The sequence below is a fragment of the Prosthecochloris marina genome, from assembly GCF_003182595.1.
GTDB lineage: Bacteria > Bacteroidota > Chlorobiia > Chlorobiales > Chlorobiaceae > Prosthecochloris > Prosthecochloris marina.
This window is the reverse complement of sequence record NZ_PDNZ01000007.1, coordinates 75,402-93,868: the sequence shown is the minus strand read 5'-3', so window position 1 is coordinate 93,868 and position 18,467 is coordinate 75,402. Positions and strand designations below refer to the sequence as shown.

Genomic DNA, 18,467 nt, shown 5'->3' with positions numbered 1-18,467 from the left:
CGTCCCCTTACATATATGTATAGCCGATTGGTGATGAATTCTGTCTGTATTCGATAACGGTGTTTACGATTCTGTCAAACAGTTCCTGGGTTCCTTTGTACCCAAGATGATGCAGCCGTTGTCCTCCGAATCTGTCATGAATCGGGAATCCGATACGGACGATTGGAATATGATTTTTCCGCGACATGGTAAAGCCTTTGCTGTTACCGATAAGCAGATCCGGTTCGAGGATTTTTGCCTCGTCCTCTATGTCGACGAAATCGACCCCGTCTCGGACTTTTATACCGAGGTCGTTAAGGTCCGGCACCATTTCCGCAAGGCGTTTTTTCAGGAAACCGCTTTTCCCTCCTGACGCGCACAGAACCGGTGTTATACCTATTTCTCTCAGGAAAGCGGTTATGGCGATCACAAGATCTTCCTCGCCATAAACGATGGCTTTTTTCCCGAATACGTATTTGTGCCCGTCAACGTAGGCATCGACAAGCCGCCGCCGTTCATCTTCGTATCTGTGAGGCAGAGGCGTCTCTGACAATTTTTCGAGCAGGTTGAAAAACGCATCGCTTTGTTTTATTCCTATGGGCAGGCAAAGCCGATAAGAGGGGACATCAAATTTTTCTTCAAGATATCCGGCAGGTGACTTTTCCCCGGTAAGGACCGAGGTGAACTCGATGCTTGCCGCTGCGGTTCCACTTTTACGGATTGCATGCTGTGGTGTTCCCCCTTTGGGGATCCTGTGGTATTCTTCCCACGGTCCTCCATCAAGTGTTTCCGAGTAGTCTGGGAGAAGTACGAAGGGGATGTTGAAGCTTTCGAGGATCTCCTTCAGGTACCGCAGGTCCGCCGGTGAAACCATGTTGGGAAAGAGGGTCAAAAGGTTCCGCTTCGTCCCTCCTTCTGCAAGTTGCGAGACTGTTGCTCTCATCGCGGCATGAAAACCATCGATATGCGTTCCCTGGTAGCTTGGCGTCGATGCATGGATCATCACGGGTCTGGGTAGAGCCGGATCGGATTCACTGCCATACTCTCTGAGGATCATGTCCACATCGTCGCCGATGGTTTCAGAGAGGCAGGTCGTCGCTATTCCGATTAGCTCGGGCTTGTATTGCTTTGTGATGTTCTGCAAACCGAGCTTAAGATTGTGGCTGCCTCCGAAAACCGCCGTGTCTTCATTGAAGTTCGACGATGCAATGTCAACCGGCTCCTTGAAGTGGCTGATGAGGTAACGGCGGATGTATGTTGCGCATCCTTGGGAGCCGTGCAGGAACGGAACACATCTTTCTATTCCTTTGAATGCCAGGCAAGCTCCAAGAGGGTTACAAAGTTTGCATGCGTTCTGGGTTGCTGTTTTTGCTGTTTTCATGAGAGACCTCCTTTTCTTGGAGCGAACTGCCATACCGGACTCATGACAGATTCGTAGACTTCTTTTGCGAAATTGTACATGCCGATAAAGCCGGCAAGCGGGATCTTTCTTTCGTGGTTATGGTCACAGAAGCTGACACCGAGTTTATAGGCGATCGGTCGTTCCTTGACGCCTCCGATCAAGAGGTCAACTTCTTTTTCGAGAATGAATTTTGAGAGTTCGACAGGGTTTGAGTCGTCGACGATAATTGTCCCTTCATCGCACATTCCTTTCAATCCTTCATAATCGTCTTTGTTGCCGGTTTGTGAACCGGCAAGAACGACATCCATACCTAGAGAATCGAGCGCCTTGATCAGCGAAAAGGCCTTGAATGCGCCGCCAACGTAGATTGCAGCTTTTTTCCCGTCGAGCGCTTTACGAAATTCCAGAAGCTGCGGGTAGAGTTCACCAACTTCGCGGCTGACCACTTTCTTGGCGGCTTGAAGAATTTCCGGGTTGTCGCTGAAATGGGAGGCGACATCATAAAGCGCTTTCGACATATCCTCGATACCGAAATAAGAAACCCTCAGGTAAGGGATGCCGTATTTTTCTTCCATCGTTTTTGCCAGTCTGACCATCGAACCGGAACACTGAACAATGTTCAGTGAAGCGCCGTGCGAGCGTCTGATGTCGTCTACCCGGCCGTCTCCGGTCATGGTAGAAACAACCTCGATGCCCATCTGTTCGTAGTAGTCCTTGATGATCCAGGCTTCGCCTGCAAGGTTGAACTCACCCAGAATGTTGATGCTGTATTTTCCGATTCCTTCGGTGGAACCTGTCCCGACGATTTTCATCAGTGCATCACATGCGGCTTTGTAACCGTCTTTCTTGGTTCCTTTAAAGCCTTCGGAGTGCACAGGAAGAACCGGTATGCCTTTTTCTTCCGAGACTTTTTTACAGACAGCGTCGATATCGTCTCCGATGAGTCCGATGATACAGGTCGAGTAGATAAATGCGGCTTTCGGCTCATACTGATCGATGAGTTCAAGAAGCGATTTGTAAAGTTTCTTTTCTCCTCCGTAAATGACATCCATCTCTTTCAGGTCGGTGGAAAAGCTCAGGCGGTGCAGCTCGGGTCCTGAAGAGACGGCCCCCCGGATATCCCAGGTGTACGCAGCACATCCTATGGGGCCGTGAACGACATGAAGAGCGTCTGCAACCGGGTAGAGCACGACACGTGAGCCACAGAAAACACAGGCTCTCTGGCTAACAGATCCGGAAAGGCTGGTGGTTTCGCATTTGATGTCGAATGTTTCGGTTTCTTTGTTTTTTTCAAAAACCTGTTTTTTTCTTCCCTCGAGTATTTCAAGTTTTTCCATGGCTTCTACCCTTGGTTCAATGGTTTACATAACGAGTTCGAACGATTCTTCAGGAGCGTCGCGATCCTGGCGGTCCATGAGGACACCGAGTATTTTCTCGGCAAGTCTGATAGCCCCCATGTAGCCGATGTTCGGGAAATAGCTGTGCCCTATACGATCAAGAATCGGGAAACCATAGCGGACAAAAGGTATGTCCTCGTCGCGGGCAATGTATTTGCCGTACGTGTTTCCGATCAGGAGATCGACCGGTTCGTTCTTTATCCACTGGTGCAGCAGAAAGATATCGGCCTGAGGACCGTTTTTGACATTTGCATCCGCATGAGTGTCGGCCAGTATGGCACGAATACGTTGTTCGAACCGTTTGCCCGGAGTTCCGCTGATGATATGTACCGGCTTCATGTTCAGGTCGAGCAGAAATTCGGTAAGCGGAACAAGGTCGTCAGGGTCACCGAACAATGCTACTTTTTTACCATGGAAGTATTGTTCCATATCGGTCATCAGGTCGACAAGTCTTCCTCTTTCATCCGTGATCGACTCGGGTATTTTTACACCGGCAGCCTTGCTCAGCCTCATCAGAAAACGGTCTGTAGCTCTCAGCCCGACAGGAATGTCTTCGGTTTTGAACGGAACCTTGCATTTTTTGTCGAGAGCGACAGCACCCGGTTCACCGCTGAAACAACCCAATGCGATCGATGATTTGCTGTCACCGGTACTTTTCAAGTCAGGTACTCTGATGCCGCCTTTGGGGTAGAAAACATGTTTTCCTGTCTGTGGTGCATCGAGCACATCCGAGGTGTCGGGAAAAAGCTGAATCGTTACGCCGAGTTCTTTTGCAAGCCTTTTGATTTCCCGCATGTCTGGAGGTTCCATCCATCCTGCAACAATGTTGATCTGGTCGATCGGCTTACCGGTATTCTCCGCGAACTGCTCGGCCATGGCTGCGACCATGTTGGCATAACCGGTGACGTGTGAACCCACAAAACTCGGGGTGGGTGCGTAAATCACATGTTTTCCTTCGGGGATTTTGCCGTCATCTTTGGCCTTGGTCACAATCTGTTGCAGGTCGTCACCGATTGTTTCCGAAAGACAGGTTGAATGAACCGCGATAAGATCGGGTTCGTAAACCGTAAAAATGTTGTCTATAGCTGTTACAAGGTTTGCCTGTCCTCCGAATACCGACGCTCCTTCCGTGAAAGAGCTCGTTGCAGCCATAACGGGTTCCTTGTAATGACGTGTCAGGGTGCTGCGGTGGTAAGAGCAGCATCCCTGGGAACCATGGCTGTGGGGAAGACAGCCATGTATGCCCAAAGCGGCATACATGGCGCCTATCGGCTGGCAGGTTTTAGCAGGGTTTATCGTGAGTGCTTCACGTTCGAGTATCTCTTTATTGGTATGTCGTAATAGCATGTTCTTTAATCTCCTTTTTTGGGGCGTCTCTGTTAATTTGCCGTGCACCATGATTACTTCGTTGATCGGTGCTCGAAATCCTGACGTACTTCATATGCACTCCGGTTTCTGTGCTCCGTTCGCCTTGCACTCAAGGCGCTTGCGGCAATGTATAGAGATGCCTTTTACTGTGTCACGTAGTCTGCTTCCAGCTCGATCGATGTTTCCTCCCAAGGTGCCTGGATCAGTTTCCATACACGGCTGTTGACCATCCGGTCGATGTCCCTGTAGAAGTTGATGGCACCGGTAAAGCCAGCGTAAGGCCCTCCATAATCATAGCTGTGTAGCTGTTTCAGGGGGACACCCATTTTTTGAACCACATATTTCTCCTTGATGCCGGCACAGAAAATGTCTGGTTTGTAGAGCTCGATCAGTTTTTCGGTTTCGTAGTGGCTGATATCGTCGATGACCAGAGATCCTTTCTTCATATCCGGCATCATGCCGTCATAATCCCTGATGTCGAGGCCGGCTTCTTTAAGCTTTTCAAGCTCCTCTTCGGTTTTTCTGGGTTTGTACTTTTCCGGGTCGGCACTGATCTTCAGTTCTTCGATATTTTTGCTGTCGGCATCGACTTTGATGTTCGGAATGACCCGTCGCCCTTCATAGTCGTCACGATGCCCGAATTCGTATCCTGCCGATAGGGTTTCCATTCCAAGTTCCATGAACAGTTCCTGGTAATGGTGCGCTCTCGATCCACCCACGAACAGCATGGCGAGCTTGCCCTTGGTTTTTGGATGTATTTCCTCGATAACCGATGAAACTGCAGGCATCTCTTCGGCAATTACCTCTTCGACCCTTGCCATCAACGCATCGTCTTCGAAGTATCGGGCAATCCGGCGTAATGATTTTGCAGTCGCTTCCGCTCCGATGAAGTTCACTTTCATCCAGGGAATACCGTACTTCGTTTCCATCATTTCAGCCATGTAGTTGATCGAGCGATGGCACATGATGACATTCAGGTCGGCCGTGTGTGAGTTCTCGAACTGGCCAATGGTCGAGTTACCGCTGAAACTTGCAACCAGAGTGATTCCGCACTTGTCGAGCAGTCGCTCGATTTCAAATGCATCACCGCCGATGTTGTATTCGCCGAGCATGTTGATCTTGAAACTGCCGCCCTTGTCCGTGTCGTCCAGGCCGACAACATGTTTGAAGACCTGGTTGTTGGCGATATGGTGTCCGGCCGACTGGCTGACGCCCTTGTAGCCTTCGCAACTGAATCCGAAAATGTTGCAGTCGCCGAGTTTCTCCCGCATCTCCTTGGCAACCGCATGAATGTCATCACCTATGAGGCCTACCGGGCAGGTTGAGAAAATGCCGATAGCTTTCGGGTGAAAGAGATCATATGCTTCCTGGATCGCCTTTTTGAGTTTTTTCTCGCCCCCGAAAACCACATGTTCTTCCTGCATGTCGGTAGAGAAGCAATAGGTCATGTAGTTTTCTCCTTCAGGGCCGTCCGGTCGGGTTTGGTTTCTCCTGGTCAACCATGCGTAAAAGCTGCAGCCTATCGGACCATGAACCAGATTGACGATATCCCTTGTCGGTCCTAAAACAACACCTTTACAGCCGGCGTAGGAACAACCTCTTTGCGTGATTATGCCGGGTATGGTACGGATGTTAGCCTGTACCTGTGGGATTTCAGCGGGATCGTTGACGACGATCGCTTTCCCTCTTTTCTTGGCGACTTTCGGCGGATACTTCTTTATCAGTTCCTCCTTTACTGCGGAAGGATCCGGTAATATTCTTGACTCCATAAGTTGTGTCTCCGTTTTCATCATGAATTATTTTTATACAAGCGCTGCATCGCCGATTTCTCCTGTACGAACCCTGATGCTGTCGGTGATGTCGGTAACGAAGATTTTGCCGTCACCGGGTTTTCCGGTCTGATTTGTTTTAATTATTGTGTCGATGGCGGTTTGTTTCATCTCATCAGGTACCACAATGGCAATGAGTCTTTTCGCAACCAGGCGGGGTGGTCCACCAAGCTGCTCTATTGCTTCCTGGTAACCGTTTTCGGCGCCTTCCAGAATATCGAAATGCACTTGACCTTTTCCTCTCCCGAGAATGCGTCCGAGGGCGGTAAATGAAGAGATGCCGGCGTCGATGAGTGCCTGCTTTGTTTCATTCATTTTTTTCATCCTGATAATTGCAATGATCTCTTTCATTATGCCTCCTTCGGTTCCGCAATTTCAGGTTCGCTTTCCTTGAGTCCCGAGCTGATGGTGTAGACCTCCTCAACTTTGGAAACAAAGATTTTACCGTCGCCGAACTTTCCTTCTTCTCCTGTCTTGGCGTTCATCATGATTGCATCGAGGACGAACCTTTTGTCGGCATCGGGAACGACGGTTACGAGCATCTCCTTCGGTAATTCATCGTATACGACGTCCCCGACCCTCAGCCCTCTTTGCTTTCCTCGTCCTACAACCGGAATTTTCGTTACGGCCGGATACCCTGCGTCGAGTAAGCCCTGCATGACTTCCTGTGCTTTGGCTGGCCGGACAATTGCTCTGATCATTAACATGTTGATGACTCCTTTGTTTTTTAGTTTGCTATACCGAAATCGATCAAGAGTTTTTCGAGTTCATCGATCTCGAGAGGCTTTGGAACGACAAACATCTCGTTGTCGTCGATTTTTTTTGCCAGAGTACGGTATTCATCGGCCTGGGCATGTGTGGGCTCAAAATCGATCACGGTTTTACGGTTGATCTCAGCCCGCTGTACCATGTTGTCGCGTGGGACGAAATGGATCATCTGGGTGCCGAGCTGCCTTGCGAGCTCTTTGATCATCTCTTTTTCATTATCGACCTTGCGGCTGTTGCAGATGAGACCTCCCAAACGAACGCCGCCGGCATCGGCATATTTCAGAATTCCTTTACAGATATTGTTGGCCGCGTACATGGCCATCATCTCGCCCGACACGACGATATAGATTTCTTCAGCCTTTCCGTCACGGATCGGCATTGCAAAACCTCCGCAAACAACGTCGCCGAGTACGTCGTAAAAGACATAGTCGAGGTTCCACTCGTCATCATAAGCACCGAGTTGCTCCAACATATTGACCGAGGTGATGATTCCGCGGCCCGCACAGCCTACTCCCGGCTCCGGTCCCCCGGACTCGGTACAACGAGAAGCGCCGTACCCTTCCTTGATGATATCTTCGAGTTCAACATCCTCTCCCTCCTCGCGCAACGTATCGAGAACGGTTTTCTGGCTAAGTCCGCCGAGAAGAAGCCTTGTCGAATCTGCTTTCGGATCACAGCCCACAACCATGACCTTTTTTCCCATCTCTGCAAGTCCTGCAACAGTGTTCTGTGTGGTGGTTGACTTGCCGATGCCTCCTTTTCCATAAATTGCAACCTTCCTCATTGTTTTAAATATTTGGGTTATATGGTTGTATTTCCTGAATAATTCAGGTTTTTTTCTCCTGCTGTTGCGTTTTTAAGGTCAAGTTTCGTGCCAAAGGAAGTGTTGTCGTTGCAGAAAAGTATTTCTCCTGTTTTTTTTCTGGTTAACTCGTTATTTTTTAGTGAGTTATTGCTTGTGTTTTTTTTCTGCAGGTTTGATCAAGCATCCCGAAAGCCGGCCTTGGCAGGATAAAAAAAGCTACAAGGAGGTGTGAAAAGCGGTTTTCTTACAGAAGTGTAGCTTTTTCGTTGTTTCGTATCGGTTGTGAAGGGATTGTTACTGGTTACATGCTCGTTGCTGAGCCGGTTTTCATAAGCGGTGCAAGATATGAACGGCGTGAAAGGAACGGGAATGCTTTCGTCGGTGGATATTTATTTCCTACATAAATGTTGTTTTTTTGTCATGCGGATAGAAGGTGATGATATGTGTCCGTAAACCCCTTATATTACAATGACTAACCGAAGAGAGGTCGATAAGCTGTTTGAAACTGGAACAGTGTGGTTTCTGGAAGGTAGGAATGCTGAGAGAAAGAAAACTGAAAAGTATGATGCACTCAGGAAAAACAAGGTCGGAATCTTTTTTGCCTGAATTATCTCGAACAGAAAAGAAACGCGATGCAAAAGCGGTCGGTGCTGTAGCTTTGGGGGCCCTTGCTGTTGGCGCGCTTGCCATTGGTGCGTGGGCTGTAGGGGTTTTCGCAGTAGGACGGTTTGTTGTCGGCAGGCTGTTGGTGCGCTATTCAAAATTCAAAGGTTTGGAAGTTGACGAGCTGAAGGTTGGCCGTCTTCATGTCGGTGAACTGCATGTCGACAAGGTTACAAAGCCGGAAAACAAGGATTCATGAATTACCTGTTCCGCAGCGTTTCTTTGGCTGGAGATAGGTGATTGCCGTATTGATTTTTAGGGCTCTCGGTGGTGGTGGTGATCGTTTTGACTTCAATCCATTCTACGGCCTCATGGAATGTGCGCTTTTCTGGGCATCTTCGATAAGTGGCAGCGGGAATGCAGGTACTATTCGCTGAGTTATGATGGGAGCTGTTTTGTCGGCGATGTCGATGACGGAATCTCCGGTTACTCTGTCCGCAGCGTGCAGGAGTAGGCAGAGTTGCGTTCTCGTGTTTCGTTTGTTTTCGGGCCTTCCTCGTGAAAAACCTCTATATCTTACGGCCTATACTTTTTGTAGTCGATACCGAATTTTTTGACACGTAGCCCCATGACTCGTTCAGTGAGGCCGAGCTGCATGGCGGCTTTAGCCATGTTGCCTTTGGTGCGTTTCAACGCCTCGATAATCATCTCATGTTCGATGGCATCGAGTCTCTGCTGCAGAGAGCCGCTGGCAGGTGTGCCGCTTGATTCAGCGGTTTGCAGGGTCGGTGGAAGATGGTAGCCGTGTATGACATTGTCCTCGCTTAGAATGACCGCTCTCTCGATGCAGTTTTCAAGTTCCCTTACATTACCCGGCCAGTGGTAGCGCATAAACATGTCTATGGCTCGTGTCGATATCCTTCGCACGCCCTTGAAGTTAAGTGCATTGTATTTTTCAACGAAATAGTCGGCGAGTACCAGGATATCGGCTTTTCGTTCACGCAAGGGGGGAACTGTTATCGGGAAAATGTTGAGCCGGTAGTAGAGATCTTCTCTGAATTTTCCGTTTTCAATTTCATCTTCAAGGTCTCTGTTGGTTGCTGCAATGACTCTGATATCGGTTTTCAGGGTTTTGGAGCCACCAACTCTCTCGAACTCTTTTTCCTGAAGAATCCGGAGCAGTTTGGCTTGTACAGGCAGCGTGAGCTCGCCAATTTCGTCAAGAAAAATCGTTCCGCCGTCTGCTAGTTCGAATCTTCCCTGACGGTTGGCTGTGGCACCGGTAAAAGAGCCTTTTTCATGTCCGAACAGTTCACTTTCGATAATACTTTCCGGCAGAGCCGCGCAGTTGAACTTGATAAAAGGCTTTTCTGCACGGTGGCTTTTATAATGAATGGCGCTTGCAACCAGTTCCTTGCCGACACCGCTTTCACCAAGAATGAGTGCTGTGGCGTTTGTTGGTGCGATTTTGTCAATCATTCTGAAAACAGCGATCATTGCTTTCGAACTGCCGATGATGTTGGCAGGGCGGTGTTGAGCGCTGTAGAGTTCGTCGTCAATTTCATGTACATCACCGCGGTAGAAGGAAAAGGGTTCGTGCCGGTCGGGCGAGCCGTTTGGTATTTCTCCCTGCCGTTCTTCCTGATCAAGCTGTTTAATGCGAACCGCCTGTGATATCATGGCGGCAATTATAGAGAGAAGATCGACCAGTTCTTCAATAGACTCCTCTTCCTGCAACTGATTTGGGGTGTTTCCGGTATGATTGTCATCTGTAAACACCGGTCGGTCAGTGCTGAGCGTTCCGATGACTTCACTATCCGCCTTGATCGGTACACAGACAAAGCAGAGGTTCTCGGTGCTGATACGGTTTCTCGATCCTGTCCGATCCAGAAACTGCGGTTCTTCGTCAATCCTGGGGACAACCCGACTCTTGCCTGTTTTGACAACGTTTCCGATGATGCCTTCACCCGGCATGTATCGTCCTCTGGCCTGTTCTTCTTCGGTGAGCCCGAAAGATTCATTGATGACAATTTCATTTGTGTCACGGTTCAGGATGGTGATGACGCCCCGTATCATGTTCATGTGTTCAGACATGATGCTGAGTATGTCCCGGAGTACCTTGTTGATGTCTTTGGTATAATTCAAGGCCCGGCTGACTTCCGCAAGAAGGCTGAGTGTCTTTGTTTTTTCACTTACCGGGATTCTCATCTTTTGCATGTGTCCTGAGGGTTGACAAAGCATTGTATGTAAATGTTTACCAGTTCGGTTGCCGAGAGTCTGCATTTTTTCTTGTCAGCGGCGAGTCTGATATTCGGGAGCAGCTTTTTTGCTTGTTCCCGATCAACGCTGATACCTCTGGTTGACAGTACATGCTGGACCGAAGCGCTGCCTGAATGTTTTCCAATGACAAGCTCATAGTTGTCTTTGCCGATGTCGCGCGGTAAAAAAGGCTGATAGGATAACGGGTCTTTGAGCAGGGCATTACAGTGAATCCCCGATTCATGCTGGAAAACAGCATTGCCAATAACCGGTTTCTGATCTTGGATGAATCTGTTTGAAGCACTCGCAACTGTTTTGCAGAGAGTGTGTAGCAGTTCAGCTTTTATGGAGGTACGGTATCGTCCTGAAAGTTTCAGTGCAATAGCAAGCTCTTCAAGGGCTGCATTTCCTGCGCGTTCTCCGAGTCCGGTAACGGAGACGCTTACAGCATCGCATCCGGCTTCGATAGCGCTGAATGCGTTTGCCGTTGCCATGCCCAGATCATTGTGGGCATGGAATTCGAGAGGTACCGAAGCCGAAGCTTTAAGATGCTGTATCTGTTGCATGAGTGTCAAAGGGGTTGCAATGCCGACAGTGTCGGCAATACGTACCCGGTCTGCCCCGCATGCAGAGGCATCCTGAACAAAAGTTTCAAGAGTTTTGCCATTTGTTCGCGTTGCGTCCTGGCCGCCGACGCTTACAAAGCTGAAATGTTTTTTTGCCTCCGGTATGAGGGTTTCCAACTGGCGGCGAACCCATGTATAGTCCTTTTCCATAAGGTTCAGGTAGAGTTCCGAAAGAGGGAAGCTGAGGTGAATACCCTCGGTGCCGCATGCTCTTGCGCATTCGAGGTCCGTCCTTTTTGCTCTTGACCAGGAGGTCAGGCGTACAGGGAGGTTCATTGACACAATCTCTCTGATGACGCTCTGTTCTTCGGAGCTGATAGCGGGATAACCGATTTCCAATTCATCGACTCCGGCCTCGGCCAGTTTCCTCGCGATATCTTTTTTCTCTAAGGGGCTAAAAGCAACTCCAGGAGCTTGTTCACCATCCCGAAGTGTTGTATCGATTATCCACGGAGTAAACACTGGGACATGCATATGTGGCATAGCATTGCTCATAGTTGTCGGAGTCTTCTTGGTACTATTCTTTTCTTTTAAAAATGCTGTTGTGTCAGAAATAATAAATTTTACATCATCTTTTCTCTGAATAAATAAGGGTATTGTTTTAAAAAACAAAAATATTTTAAACATTTTGGTGGTTTTCTTGAGGGGGAAATCCGGCGTATTTGGGGGATGCTTGCCGGGAGTGACAAAATGGCAGGTTTACTTCAGGGTTCCGAGGAACGGAAGTTGTCGATACTTTCCGGCATAGTCTATGCCGTAACCCACGACAAACCTGTTCGGGACTGAAAACCCCAAATAGTCAATGGTTACCGGGTGTTTTCTTACAGCAGGTTTTTCAAGCAATGAGCAGATTTTGAGCGATGCGGGGTTGCATTTTCGGAACTCTTCATTAATTCTGCTGATTGTAAGGCCTGTATCGATGATATCCTCTACTACCAGGATGTCGTATCCTTCAATATCGATAGTGCCGGTAATGCAAACCTTGCCTGATGACTGTATGCTACTGCCGTAACTTGAAGCCCTTATAAACTCGATGTGACAAGGCACTTCAATAGAACGTACGAGGTCGGCTGTAAACATGAATGCACCTTTCAGTACACAGATGACAATCATTTTATTGGTTTTGGCGAAGTCGGAAGTTATCAGCGTACCGAGTTCCCTGACGCGCTGTTGTATTTTTTCTGCTGAGATGAGTTCAACGATGGTTTCTTTTCCTGTCATGGTCAATTGTCTCGGTCTGTTTTTTCATGTGCGTGCTGCACGAATGTTTTTATTTCGTCGAGATAGCGTTGCCTGGTTTCTTGCGGAAGAAACGAGGCATTGAAAGAATTAACCGCAAACTGAATGATATCTTGCCGGTCAAGGTTCAATGCTTGCTGGACGGCCATATAGTTTTCATTGATATAACCGCCAAAGTACGCAGGATCGTCTGAGTTTACCGTGACAAGAAGTCCTCTATCAAGCATCTTTTTGAGGTTGTGTTTTTTCATCGAGGGGAAAATGTGCAACTTGACGTTGGAGAGGGGGCATACGGTGAGAGGAACTTTCGATGCCACGAGCTTTTCAACCAGCTTTTCGTCTTCCATGCAGCGAACACCATGATCGATCCTCGCGACATGGAGGGTGTTCAATGCCTGCCAAATGTAGTCTGCATGTCCCTCTTCGCCAGCATGTGCGACGGTAAGGAAGCCTTCCTTATTCGCGCGTTTATAAAGCTCTTTGAACTTGTTGGGCGGGTTGCCGAGTTCAGAAGAATCGAGGCCGATACCGGCAATGATGTTTTTGTAGTCAAGTGCCTGTTCAAGGGTTTCCAGCCCTTCTTTTTCGCTGAGATGACGAAGAATGCACAGAAACAGTTTCGTGGTGATGCCGAATTGTTTTTCGCCATCTTGAAGTGCTCTGTGTATGCCTTTCGTGACCGTGCTGAAAGCGATGCCTTCCCTGGATGTGTGGGTTTGGGGGTCGAAAAAAATTTCAGCATGACGCACATTCTGGGCAGCGGCCTTTTTCAGGTATGCTGTTGTGAGGTCGTAAAAGTCCTGCTCGTGAAGCAACACAGATGTGGCATTGTAGTAAATATCGAGGAATGACTGCAGATCGTCGAAGGCATATGCCTTCCGGACAGACGCTGCATCGGGATAGGGAAGTGGCACGCTGTTACGTTTTCCCATTGCCATCATCATTTCAGGTTCAAGCGTGCCCTCGATATGGAGGTGCAGTTCCGCTTTGGGTATTGCCTTGATGAAGGTTTTCATATTGATCCAAGATACCAAAAAAGCGTGGTATGAAGCAGGAATATGATTGAAGCTTCGGCACCTGTTATTTAGGGCGTGTCGTGAGTGCTTGGCGCTGCCGATTGTATGGAGAGAATGTAATCCTTGCGGGTCAGGGGCAACGGAGCAATCACTTTGAATATCTCTTTTCGTTCGCTCCTGTTGCTGACGCATGCTCAATGTGCCGCTGCATACAAGACTTGCATTTCAATATGCATGAAGATGTCGATTGCGATGAACTCTTTTTCCTTTTTCTTGAGGACGCAATCGGAAAATGCGGCCCGCTTCATTTGAGATTCAGTTTTTTATGTATTTACCTTCTCGCTCCTGCAAGTTCGTCCAGCTTTTTCACTAAAGGTGTTATGCTATGGCTCCTTGTCTTGGTTGCTTTTTTTGATTGTGTCATCTCGATGAAAGTCAAGTACGGTCGATAACTGACGCGTAATTTTGATCATGTCTGCCTCCTGGCGTTCAATGCCATAGACGGAAAGCGGGAAATTTAGCGGTTCTTGGATTTTCCAGATTTGTTGATGCTTGTCCGGCGGAAAAATCCTTGCAGGGTCTCCGACCGCAACCCATCCGATCGGAATGGTTTTTCCGGCAGAAACTTTTGTCTTGAGATGGACAACACCGTTAACCCGGACTTCGCAGCCTTTTTCTAAATGTGCACCATGGAATACAGCTGCACCGGTGGCAATGAATACTTCATTGTCGATTGTACAACCCGCCACATGGGTGTTGGGACCGATCAGGCAGTTGTTTCCGATTTTCAAGTCGTGTCTGGAAGAACTTCGCAGTACGGCATTTTCCATCACAATGCATTCGCTACCGACTTGTATAGATCCGCCTTCTGCAATGACCTGGGCACCAAACAGGATCCGGCTGTTTTCACCTATGGTTACTTCCCCACAGACAACGGCGTTCGGTGCAACGTAAGCTGTTGGATGGATCACCGGGCTTTTTCCTTGATGGCTGATGAGCATAGAGAAGCTGTAGTTTTGTGAGTTATGGAGCCTGCTATTTCCCTCCTTGTGAACCTGTCAATGCGGTTCCTATGCCGAGTCCGATAGAGGTGCAGCCTGCAAGGTAACGGCTGAGCATGTTCACGCTCCGGGTGCGGGTAATCATCGGAGATAGCGTTCCTGCGGCAAGGGCATAGATTGCATCGGTTATTGCCGCAAATCGCGACAAAGAGGGATCCAAGCGTTACGGTCTGCAATATGGGTGCTGCTCCTGACGCCATGAACTGGGGCAGGAATGCGCCGAAAAAAATGGCTGTTTTCGGGTTGAGAAGAGCGACAAAAAAACCGTCACGAAAAATCCGCCTTGCAGGAGTCGATGAAAGGGCTCTTGCATGAACTGTGGAACGAGGGGAGCGCAACGTCCGGACTCCCAGGTAGATCAGGTAAAGCGCACCGCAATATTTGACGATGGTAAAGGCGATCGAAGAAACAGCAAAAAGCGTTGCCAGTCCGACGGAAGCTCCGATTGCATTGCCGAGATTGCCGAGAGCGACCCCGCCAACCGGAGCCAGTCCGGCATGACGCCCCTGGGTCAGGCTGCGTGTAACGATATAAAGAACGCCTGGTCCGGGTGTTATCGCAAGTATTAAGCTGCAAGAGGTAAAGATTACGAGCACTGGTAATGGTGGGAACAATTCATTCATGAATAAGTGCTTTAGGCATCTCAATGTATTCGGTGATTCAATTGCTTCGTCGAGTGGTATTCGAAATCCTATACTCTGTGTAAACTCCGGTTTCTTTGCAAGCAATGTTTCACGAACGCTTCAAATTAAAGAAAAAGCTCACCACGTTCATCTCTAATCCTTTATGAAATTTGCATCTCATCTGTTTAAAACATGAGTTGGTCAATAAGGTTCAACGGGGCTTCCGATCCTTTTTTGCGGATATTTGGTGGCCATTATTTGGTTTAGTTGCAGTAGCCTTGAAAAATGTGTAGCAGAAAACACCATCTTTTTCGGTTGTTCTGTACAGATCCTTTATGCCCGTATCGAACGTTTTTTCATCAAGCAGGCCTGCTTCGATGGATGATTCCCGAACGCCTTCGATCATTGCTGTGAAGGTGTTTTTTGTGAATCCTTCTACAAGATGAGGTTTACTTGAATCAACATATACCATTCGGGGAGAGACGTGAACCGAACCGAATTCTGCTGCGGTAAGAAGCGGATACAACTCTCTTCCTATTTTAGCATTACCTCCCGCTCTTTTTTGCAGCTCAACCTGACATTGGATCGCTTTATTTGCTGACTTGCTGTCAGGATGGAAATAAGCGGAACCATGATCTCCCTCGACGGCCGTGATTGTGCCGCCGACTTTGAGAACAGTTTTCAGGCAATGCAATGCCTCGACGGGGCAAACGAGATGCTCGAGCACGAAGCAGACAAAGATATGATCGAAGGCCTCCGGTCCGAACGGTAATGCAAAAACGTCTCCTTGCTGAAAATCTACGTTTGTGATTCCTGCATTATCAATGTTTGCCCTGGCTTTTGCGAGTGATTGCTCCGATATATCAAGTGAGGTAATATGTGCATGAGGGCTGTTACGAGCCAATGTGATGGTTTGGGCACCTACTCCGCATCCAGCTTCGAGAATCCTGCTTCCTGCAGGATAGCATGTGTCCGAATGCAATAGCTCCACAAGGGTAGAGGCCTGGTCTTGTAACCTTATGTTTTCTAATTGATTATATCCATGGACGTATTTCATTTCCTATGTCATTTGTTCCAACGTTTACATAAGTCATTCTCGATATTCAATAAATCCAATGTCCTTCATGTGGTAACATTAATGATATCAACGATGCTGTTGCAGGTTGATGGATAGTGGACGGAAAGATCAACCATCGAGTGTCTTTTTCTTTTCATCACTGCCAAGTCTCCTGTAAGCGGTTATACCGAGTACAATCAAAGCTGTCAGCAGGGAAACAAACTTGATCGGGTCGCTCAGCTCCGGCCAGTTGAATAGATAGCCTTCGACAAGTGTAACTATGCCTCCGAACACCATACCGGGGGCAAGAGCAGGAACCCGAATGAAGGTTCCTGCAATAACAGCGATCAGACCTACAGGAACCGCAGTGAAAAACAGGTGCATCTGATGCTGTTTGTTTGCCGCATTGTATCGAGCCGATGCTTCCTCCCTTTGTCTGGCCATCTCTGCCTTTTCCGCCGGGGTGATGTCTTCTGCCGGGGGTTCTTCGAAGAACTGGCCAGTGTGATAGTCTTCCCAGTTCGGGGCTGGACTGAAGGTTTTAACGCCGTAGAAAACAAGCATAGGAAGAAGTATCGCTATCCCCATGGCTATGGCGAAGTTGATGCCCTTCATGAACATTTCTCCTTATTTATTTTTGGCAATGACCCATACTGCATGAACAATGCCCGGTAAGTAGCCAAGAATGGTTAAAACAATGTTGAGCCAGAAGTGCTTGCCGAGCCCGACTTGCAAAAAGACGCCGAGAGGTGGCAGGAGAATTGCAAGAATGATTTTGAGCAGTTCCATAAATTTGTCTTCTTTCTTTTCGTCAAGGATGCTATTATCGGTAACTGACCAGGTCTTTGTGGAAAACAAGGGTGTACAGATAATGATAGAAAAGTTACGATTTATAAGACGATATTCCGGAAAAAGCCGACTGGTTGATCGATTAATAAGCCTGTTGCGTTACATTTTCGTTAACTGTTTCCAGTCTTCTCCGGTTATCGTTTCTTTTACAGTGCCTTGACCTGTCGCCGGTAGGTTTTGCTGGTTTTCAGCTGAATTGATCGGTAGCCCTGAATGATTTCTGTAGAAAAGAGGAGGGCTTTTTTCCTGTGGGTTGTGGTTCATGTTTTTAAACCCATTGGACTCGTAGTGCGGTGAACAAAGTTTCGATACGTTTGGTATGCAGTGAAACGACAAGACGGTTATGCGGTATATTCTTTCGATCAATACAGGCTCTTCGAGCATCAAGTTTTCGTTGTACGGTATCGGCGAAGTTGAAAACGTTATTTTTTCCGGTTCCCTGACAAGGATCGGTTCCAAGGGTGGATGTTTCTCTGTCAGAGATACAAAAGGTAGGGTTGTTGTAGAGGAGCCTATCGCTGTCCCTGGTCATGAAAATGCATGTATTCATGTTTTTTCTTGGCTTCTGGCCCGAAGCGGGATGCCCATGCCTGATGCGATAGGTCACCGCATGGTGCATGGAGGGCCTGAATTTACCACTCCTGAGATTCTTACTCCTGCATTGATCGAGTCACTCGAGCAATTGAGCCCTTTTGCACCTGAACATCTTCCCCATGCCTTGAAAGCCGTTAAACATGCCGGGAACCAACTTCCCGGTGTGTTACAGGTTGCATGTTTCGATACAGCTTTCCATCATACCATGCCCTCTGTTGCCCGGCTCTATCCTTTACCTGGGGTTATTCGAAATCAGGGGGTGCAGCGCTATGGATTTCATGGTCTTTCCTGCGAGTATCTGTTGGGTGATCTCGAAAGGCTTGAAGGGAGAAGCGAAGTCCTTCAGGAAAAGATCATTCTTGCTCATCTTGGACATGGAGCCAGTATGACGGCCGTATTGCATGGAGAAAGCGTGGATACGACGATGGGGTTTTCTCCGGCTGGCGGTTTGGTGATGAGTACCCGGACAGGGGATCTCGATCCGGGAGTTATTCTGTTTTTGCTGGAACAGGATGGGTTGAGTCCGGAAGTGATAAAGGACATGGTAAATCGCCGTTCCGGACTGCTTGGAGTGTCAGGAAGAAGCAATGATATGCGTGACCTTCTTGATATGGAACAGAATGACGCTGCGGCACATCAGGCGATAGAACTTTTCTGCTACCAGGCGAAGAAGCATATCGGAGCACTTACCACAACTCTGGGTGGGCTCGATGCTCTTGTTTTTACCGGCGGCATAGGTGAACATTCGGCAGCTATACGAAAACGTATCTGCTCCGGGCTGGAGTTTCTCGGTATACATATCGATGAGCGGAAAAACAGCTTGAATATGCCTGTCATATCGCAAGAAACGGGACATGTCATCGTCAGAATTATGAAAACCAACGAGGAATTGATGATCGCCCGTCATACTTATGCATTATTGAATGAAAAAAAGCGGTAAGTATTTGTATTACTAAACTGATGAACCATATAAACGAGGGAGAGAAGAATGA

Annotated in this window: 20 protein-coding genes; 3 read left to right on the top strand and 17 right to left on the bottom strand. The window is 48.2% G+C overall.

The genetic code is table 11. The features are described 5' to 3' along the window. Positions 1-7 precede the first annotated feature (7 nt). From CR164_RS10305 to nifH, 7 genes are all read right to left on the bottom strand, one after another. Entirely contained in the window at positions 8-1,360 is a 1,353-nt protein-coding gene (locus tag CR164_RS10305) for a nitrogenase component 1 (protein ID WP_110023909.1), read from the bottom strand. Continuing rightward, positions 1,357-2,718 (bottom strand): nitrogenase iron-molybdenum cofactor biosynthesis protein NifE, encoded by a 1,362-nt coding sequence (nifE, locus tag CR164_RS10300; RefSeq protein ID WP_110023908.1) that lies wholly within the window; start codon positions 2,716-2,718, stop codon positions 1,357-1,359. Before nifE ends, CR164_RS10305 begins: the two co-directional genes overlap by 4 nt. A 24-nt stretch (positions 2,719-2,742) precedes the next feature. After that, positions 2,743-4,125: a nitrogenase molybdenum-iron protein subunit beta gene (gene nifK, locus CR164_RS10295; RefSeq protein WP_110023907.1), complete on the bottom strand. Its 1,383-nt coding sequence runs from the start codon at positions 4,123-4,125 to the stop codon at positions 2,743-2,745. Between the two features lie 164 nt (positions 4,126-4,289). Next, positions 4,290-5,915: a nitrogenase molybdenum-iron protein alpha chain gene (nifD, locus tag CR164_RS10290; RefSeq protein WP_110024004.1), complete on the bottom strand. Its 1,626-nt coding sequence runs from the start codon at positions 5,913-5,915 to the stop codon at positions 4,290-4,292. 33 nt (positions 5,916-5,948) lie between these two features. Next, positions 5,949-6,326 carry a P-II family nitrogen regulator gene (locus CR164_RS10285; protein ID WP_110023906.1) on the bottom strand — a complete coding sequence of 126 codons (378 nt, stop codon included), beginning with the start codon at positions 6,324-6,326 and terminating at the stop codon, positions 5,949-5,951. Further along, a complete protein-coding gene (locus CR164_RS10280; RefSeq protein ID WP_110023905.1) occupies positions 6,326-6,682 on the bottom strand; it encodes a P-II family nitrogen regulator in 357 nt (118 codons plus the stop codon). The genes CR164_RS10285 and CR164_RS10280 overlap by 1 nt, the downstream gene beginning before the upstream one ends. A gap of 20 nt (positions 6,683-6,702) precedes the next feature. Then, positions 6,703-7,527, bottom strand: coding sequence for a nitrogenase iron protein (gene nifH, locus CR164_RS10275; RefSeq protein ID WP_110023904.1), 825 nt, complete (start codon positions 7,525-7,527; stop codon positions 6,703-6,705). A gap of 520 nt (positions 7,528-8,047) precedes the next feature. Here nifH and CR164_RS10270 point away from each other — a divergent pair. Further along, complete coding sequence (locus tag CR164_RS10270; RefSeq protein WP_239994536.1) at positions 8,048-8,410, top strand: hypothetical protein; 363 nt, start codon at positions 8,048-8,050, stop codon at positions 8,408-8,410. A 37-nt stretch (positions 8,411-8,447) separates the two neighbouring features. Beyond that, entirely contained in the window at positions 8,448-8,588 is a 141-nt protein-coding gene (locus CR164_RS13035; protein WP_153303695.1) for a hypothetical protein, read from the top strand. A gap of 139 nt (positions 8,589-8,727) precedes the next feature. Here the strand turns inward: CR164_RS13035 and CR164_RS10265 are convergent, their stop codons facing one another. The 10 genes from CR164_RS10265 to CR164_RS13030 form a co-directional block, all read right to left on the bottom strand. Further along, complete coding sequence (locus tag CR164_RS10265; protein ID WP_110024001.1) at positions 8,728-10,359, bottom strand: sigma 54-interacting transcriptional regulator; 1,632 nt, start codon at positions 10,357-10,359, stop codon at positions 8,728-8,730. After that, positions 10,356-11,519 (bottom strand): homocitrate synthase/isopropylmalate synthase family protein, encoded by a 1,164-nt coding sequence (locus CR164_RS10260; protein ID WP_420820813.1) that lies wholly within the window; start codon positions 11,517-11,519, stop codon positions 10,356-10,358. Before CR164_RS10260 ends, CR164_RS10265 begins: the two co-directional genes overlap by 4 nt. A 216-nt stretch (positions 11,520-11,735) precedes the next feature. Beyond that, positions 11,736-12,257 (bottom strand): hypoxanthine phosphoribosyltransferase, encoded by a 522-nt coding sequence (gene hpt / locus CR164_RS10255; RefSeq protein ID WP_110023903.1) that lies wholly within the window; start codon positions 12,255-12,257, stop codon positions 11,736-11,738. 2 nt (positions 12,258-12,259) lie between these two features. Further along, positions 12,260-13,291 carry an adenosine deaminase gene (locus tag CR164_RS10250; RefSeq protein WP_110023902.1) on the bottom strand — a complete coding sequence of 344 codons (1,032 nt, stop codon included), beginning with the start codon at positions 13,289-13,291 and terminating at the stop codon, positions 12,260-12,262. Positions 13,292-13,674: 383 nt separating this feature from the next. Continuing rightward, positions 13,675-14,262, bottom strand: coding sequence for a gamma carbonic anhydrase family protein (locus tag CR164_RS10245; RefSeq protein WP_204901809.1), 588 nt, complete (start codon positions 14,260-14,262; stop codon positions 13,675-13,677). After that, a complete protein-coding gene (locus tag CR164_RS10240; RefSeq protein WP_204901808.1) occupies positions 14,259-14,975 on the bottom strand; it encodes a LysE family translocator in 717 nt (238 codons plus the stop codon). The genes CR164_RS10245 and CR164_RS10240 overlap by 4 nt, the downstream gene beginning before the upstream one ends. 211 nt (positions 14,976-15,186) lie before the next feature. Then, positions 15,187-16,032: a class I SAM-dependent methyltransferase gene (locus CR164_RS10235; RefSeq protein ID WP_110023900.1), complete on the bottom strand. Its 846-nt coding sequence runs from the start codon at positions 16,030-16,032 to the stop codon at positions 15,187-15,189. 129 nt (positions 16,033-16,161) lie between these two features. Continuing rightward, a complete protein-coding gene (locus tag CR164_RS10230) occupies positions 16,162-16,647 on the bottom strand; it encodes a hypothetical protein (protein WP_146204167.1) in 486 nt (161 codons plus the stop codon). A 12-nt stretch (positions 16,648-16,659) separates the two neighbouring features. Further along, positions 16,660-16,821: a YqaE/Pmp3 family membrane protein gene (locus CR164_RS10225; RefSeq protein WP_110023898.1), complete on the bottom strand. Its 162-nt coding sequence runs from the start codon at positions 16,819-16,821 to the stop codon at positions 16,660-16,662. 159 nt (positions 16,822-16,980) lie between these two features. Further along, positions 16,981-17,145: a hypothetical protein gene (locus tag CR164_RS13030; protein ID WP_153303694.1), complete on the bottom strand. Its 165-nt coding sequence runs from the start codon at positions 17,143-17,145 to the stop codon at positions 16,981-16,983. Between the two features lie 79 nt (positions 17,146-17,224). Between CR164_RS13030 and CR164_RS10220 the strand changes: the two genes are divergently transcribed. Continuing rightward, a complete protein-coding gene (locus tag CR164_RS10220) occupies positions 17,225-18,415 on the top strand; it encodes an acetate/propionate family kinase (RefSeq protein ID WP_110023897.1) in 1,191 nt (396 codons plus the stop codon). Positions 18,416-18,467: the final 52 nt, after the last annotated feature.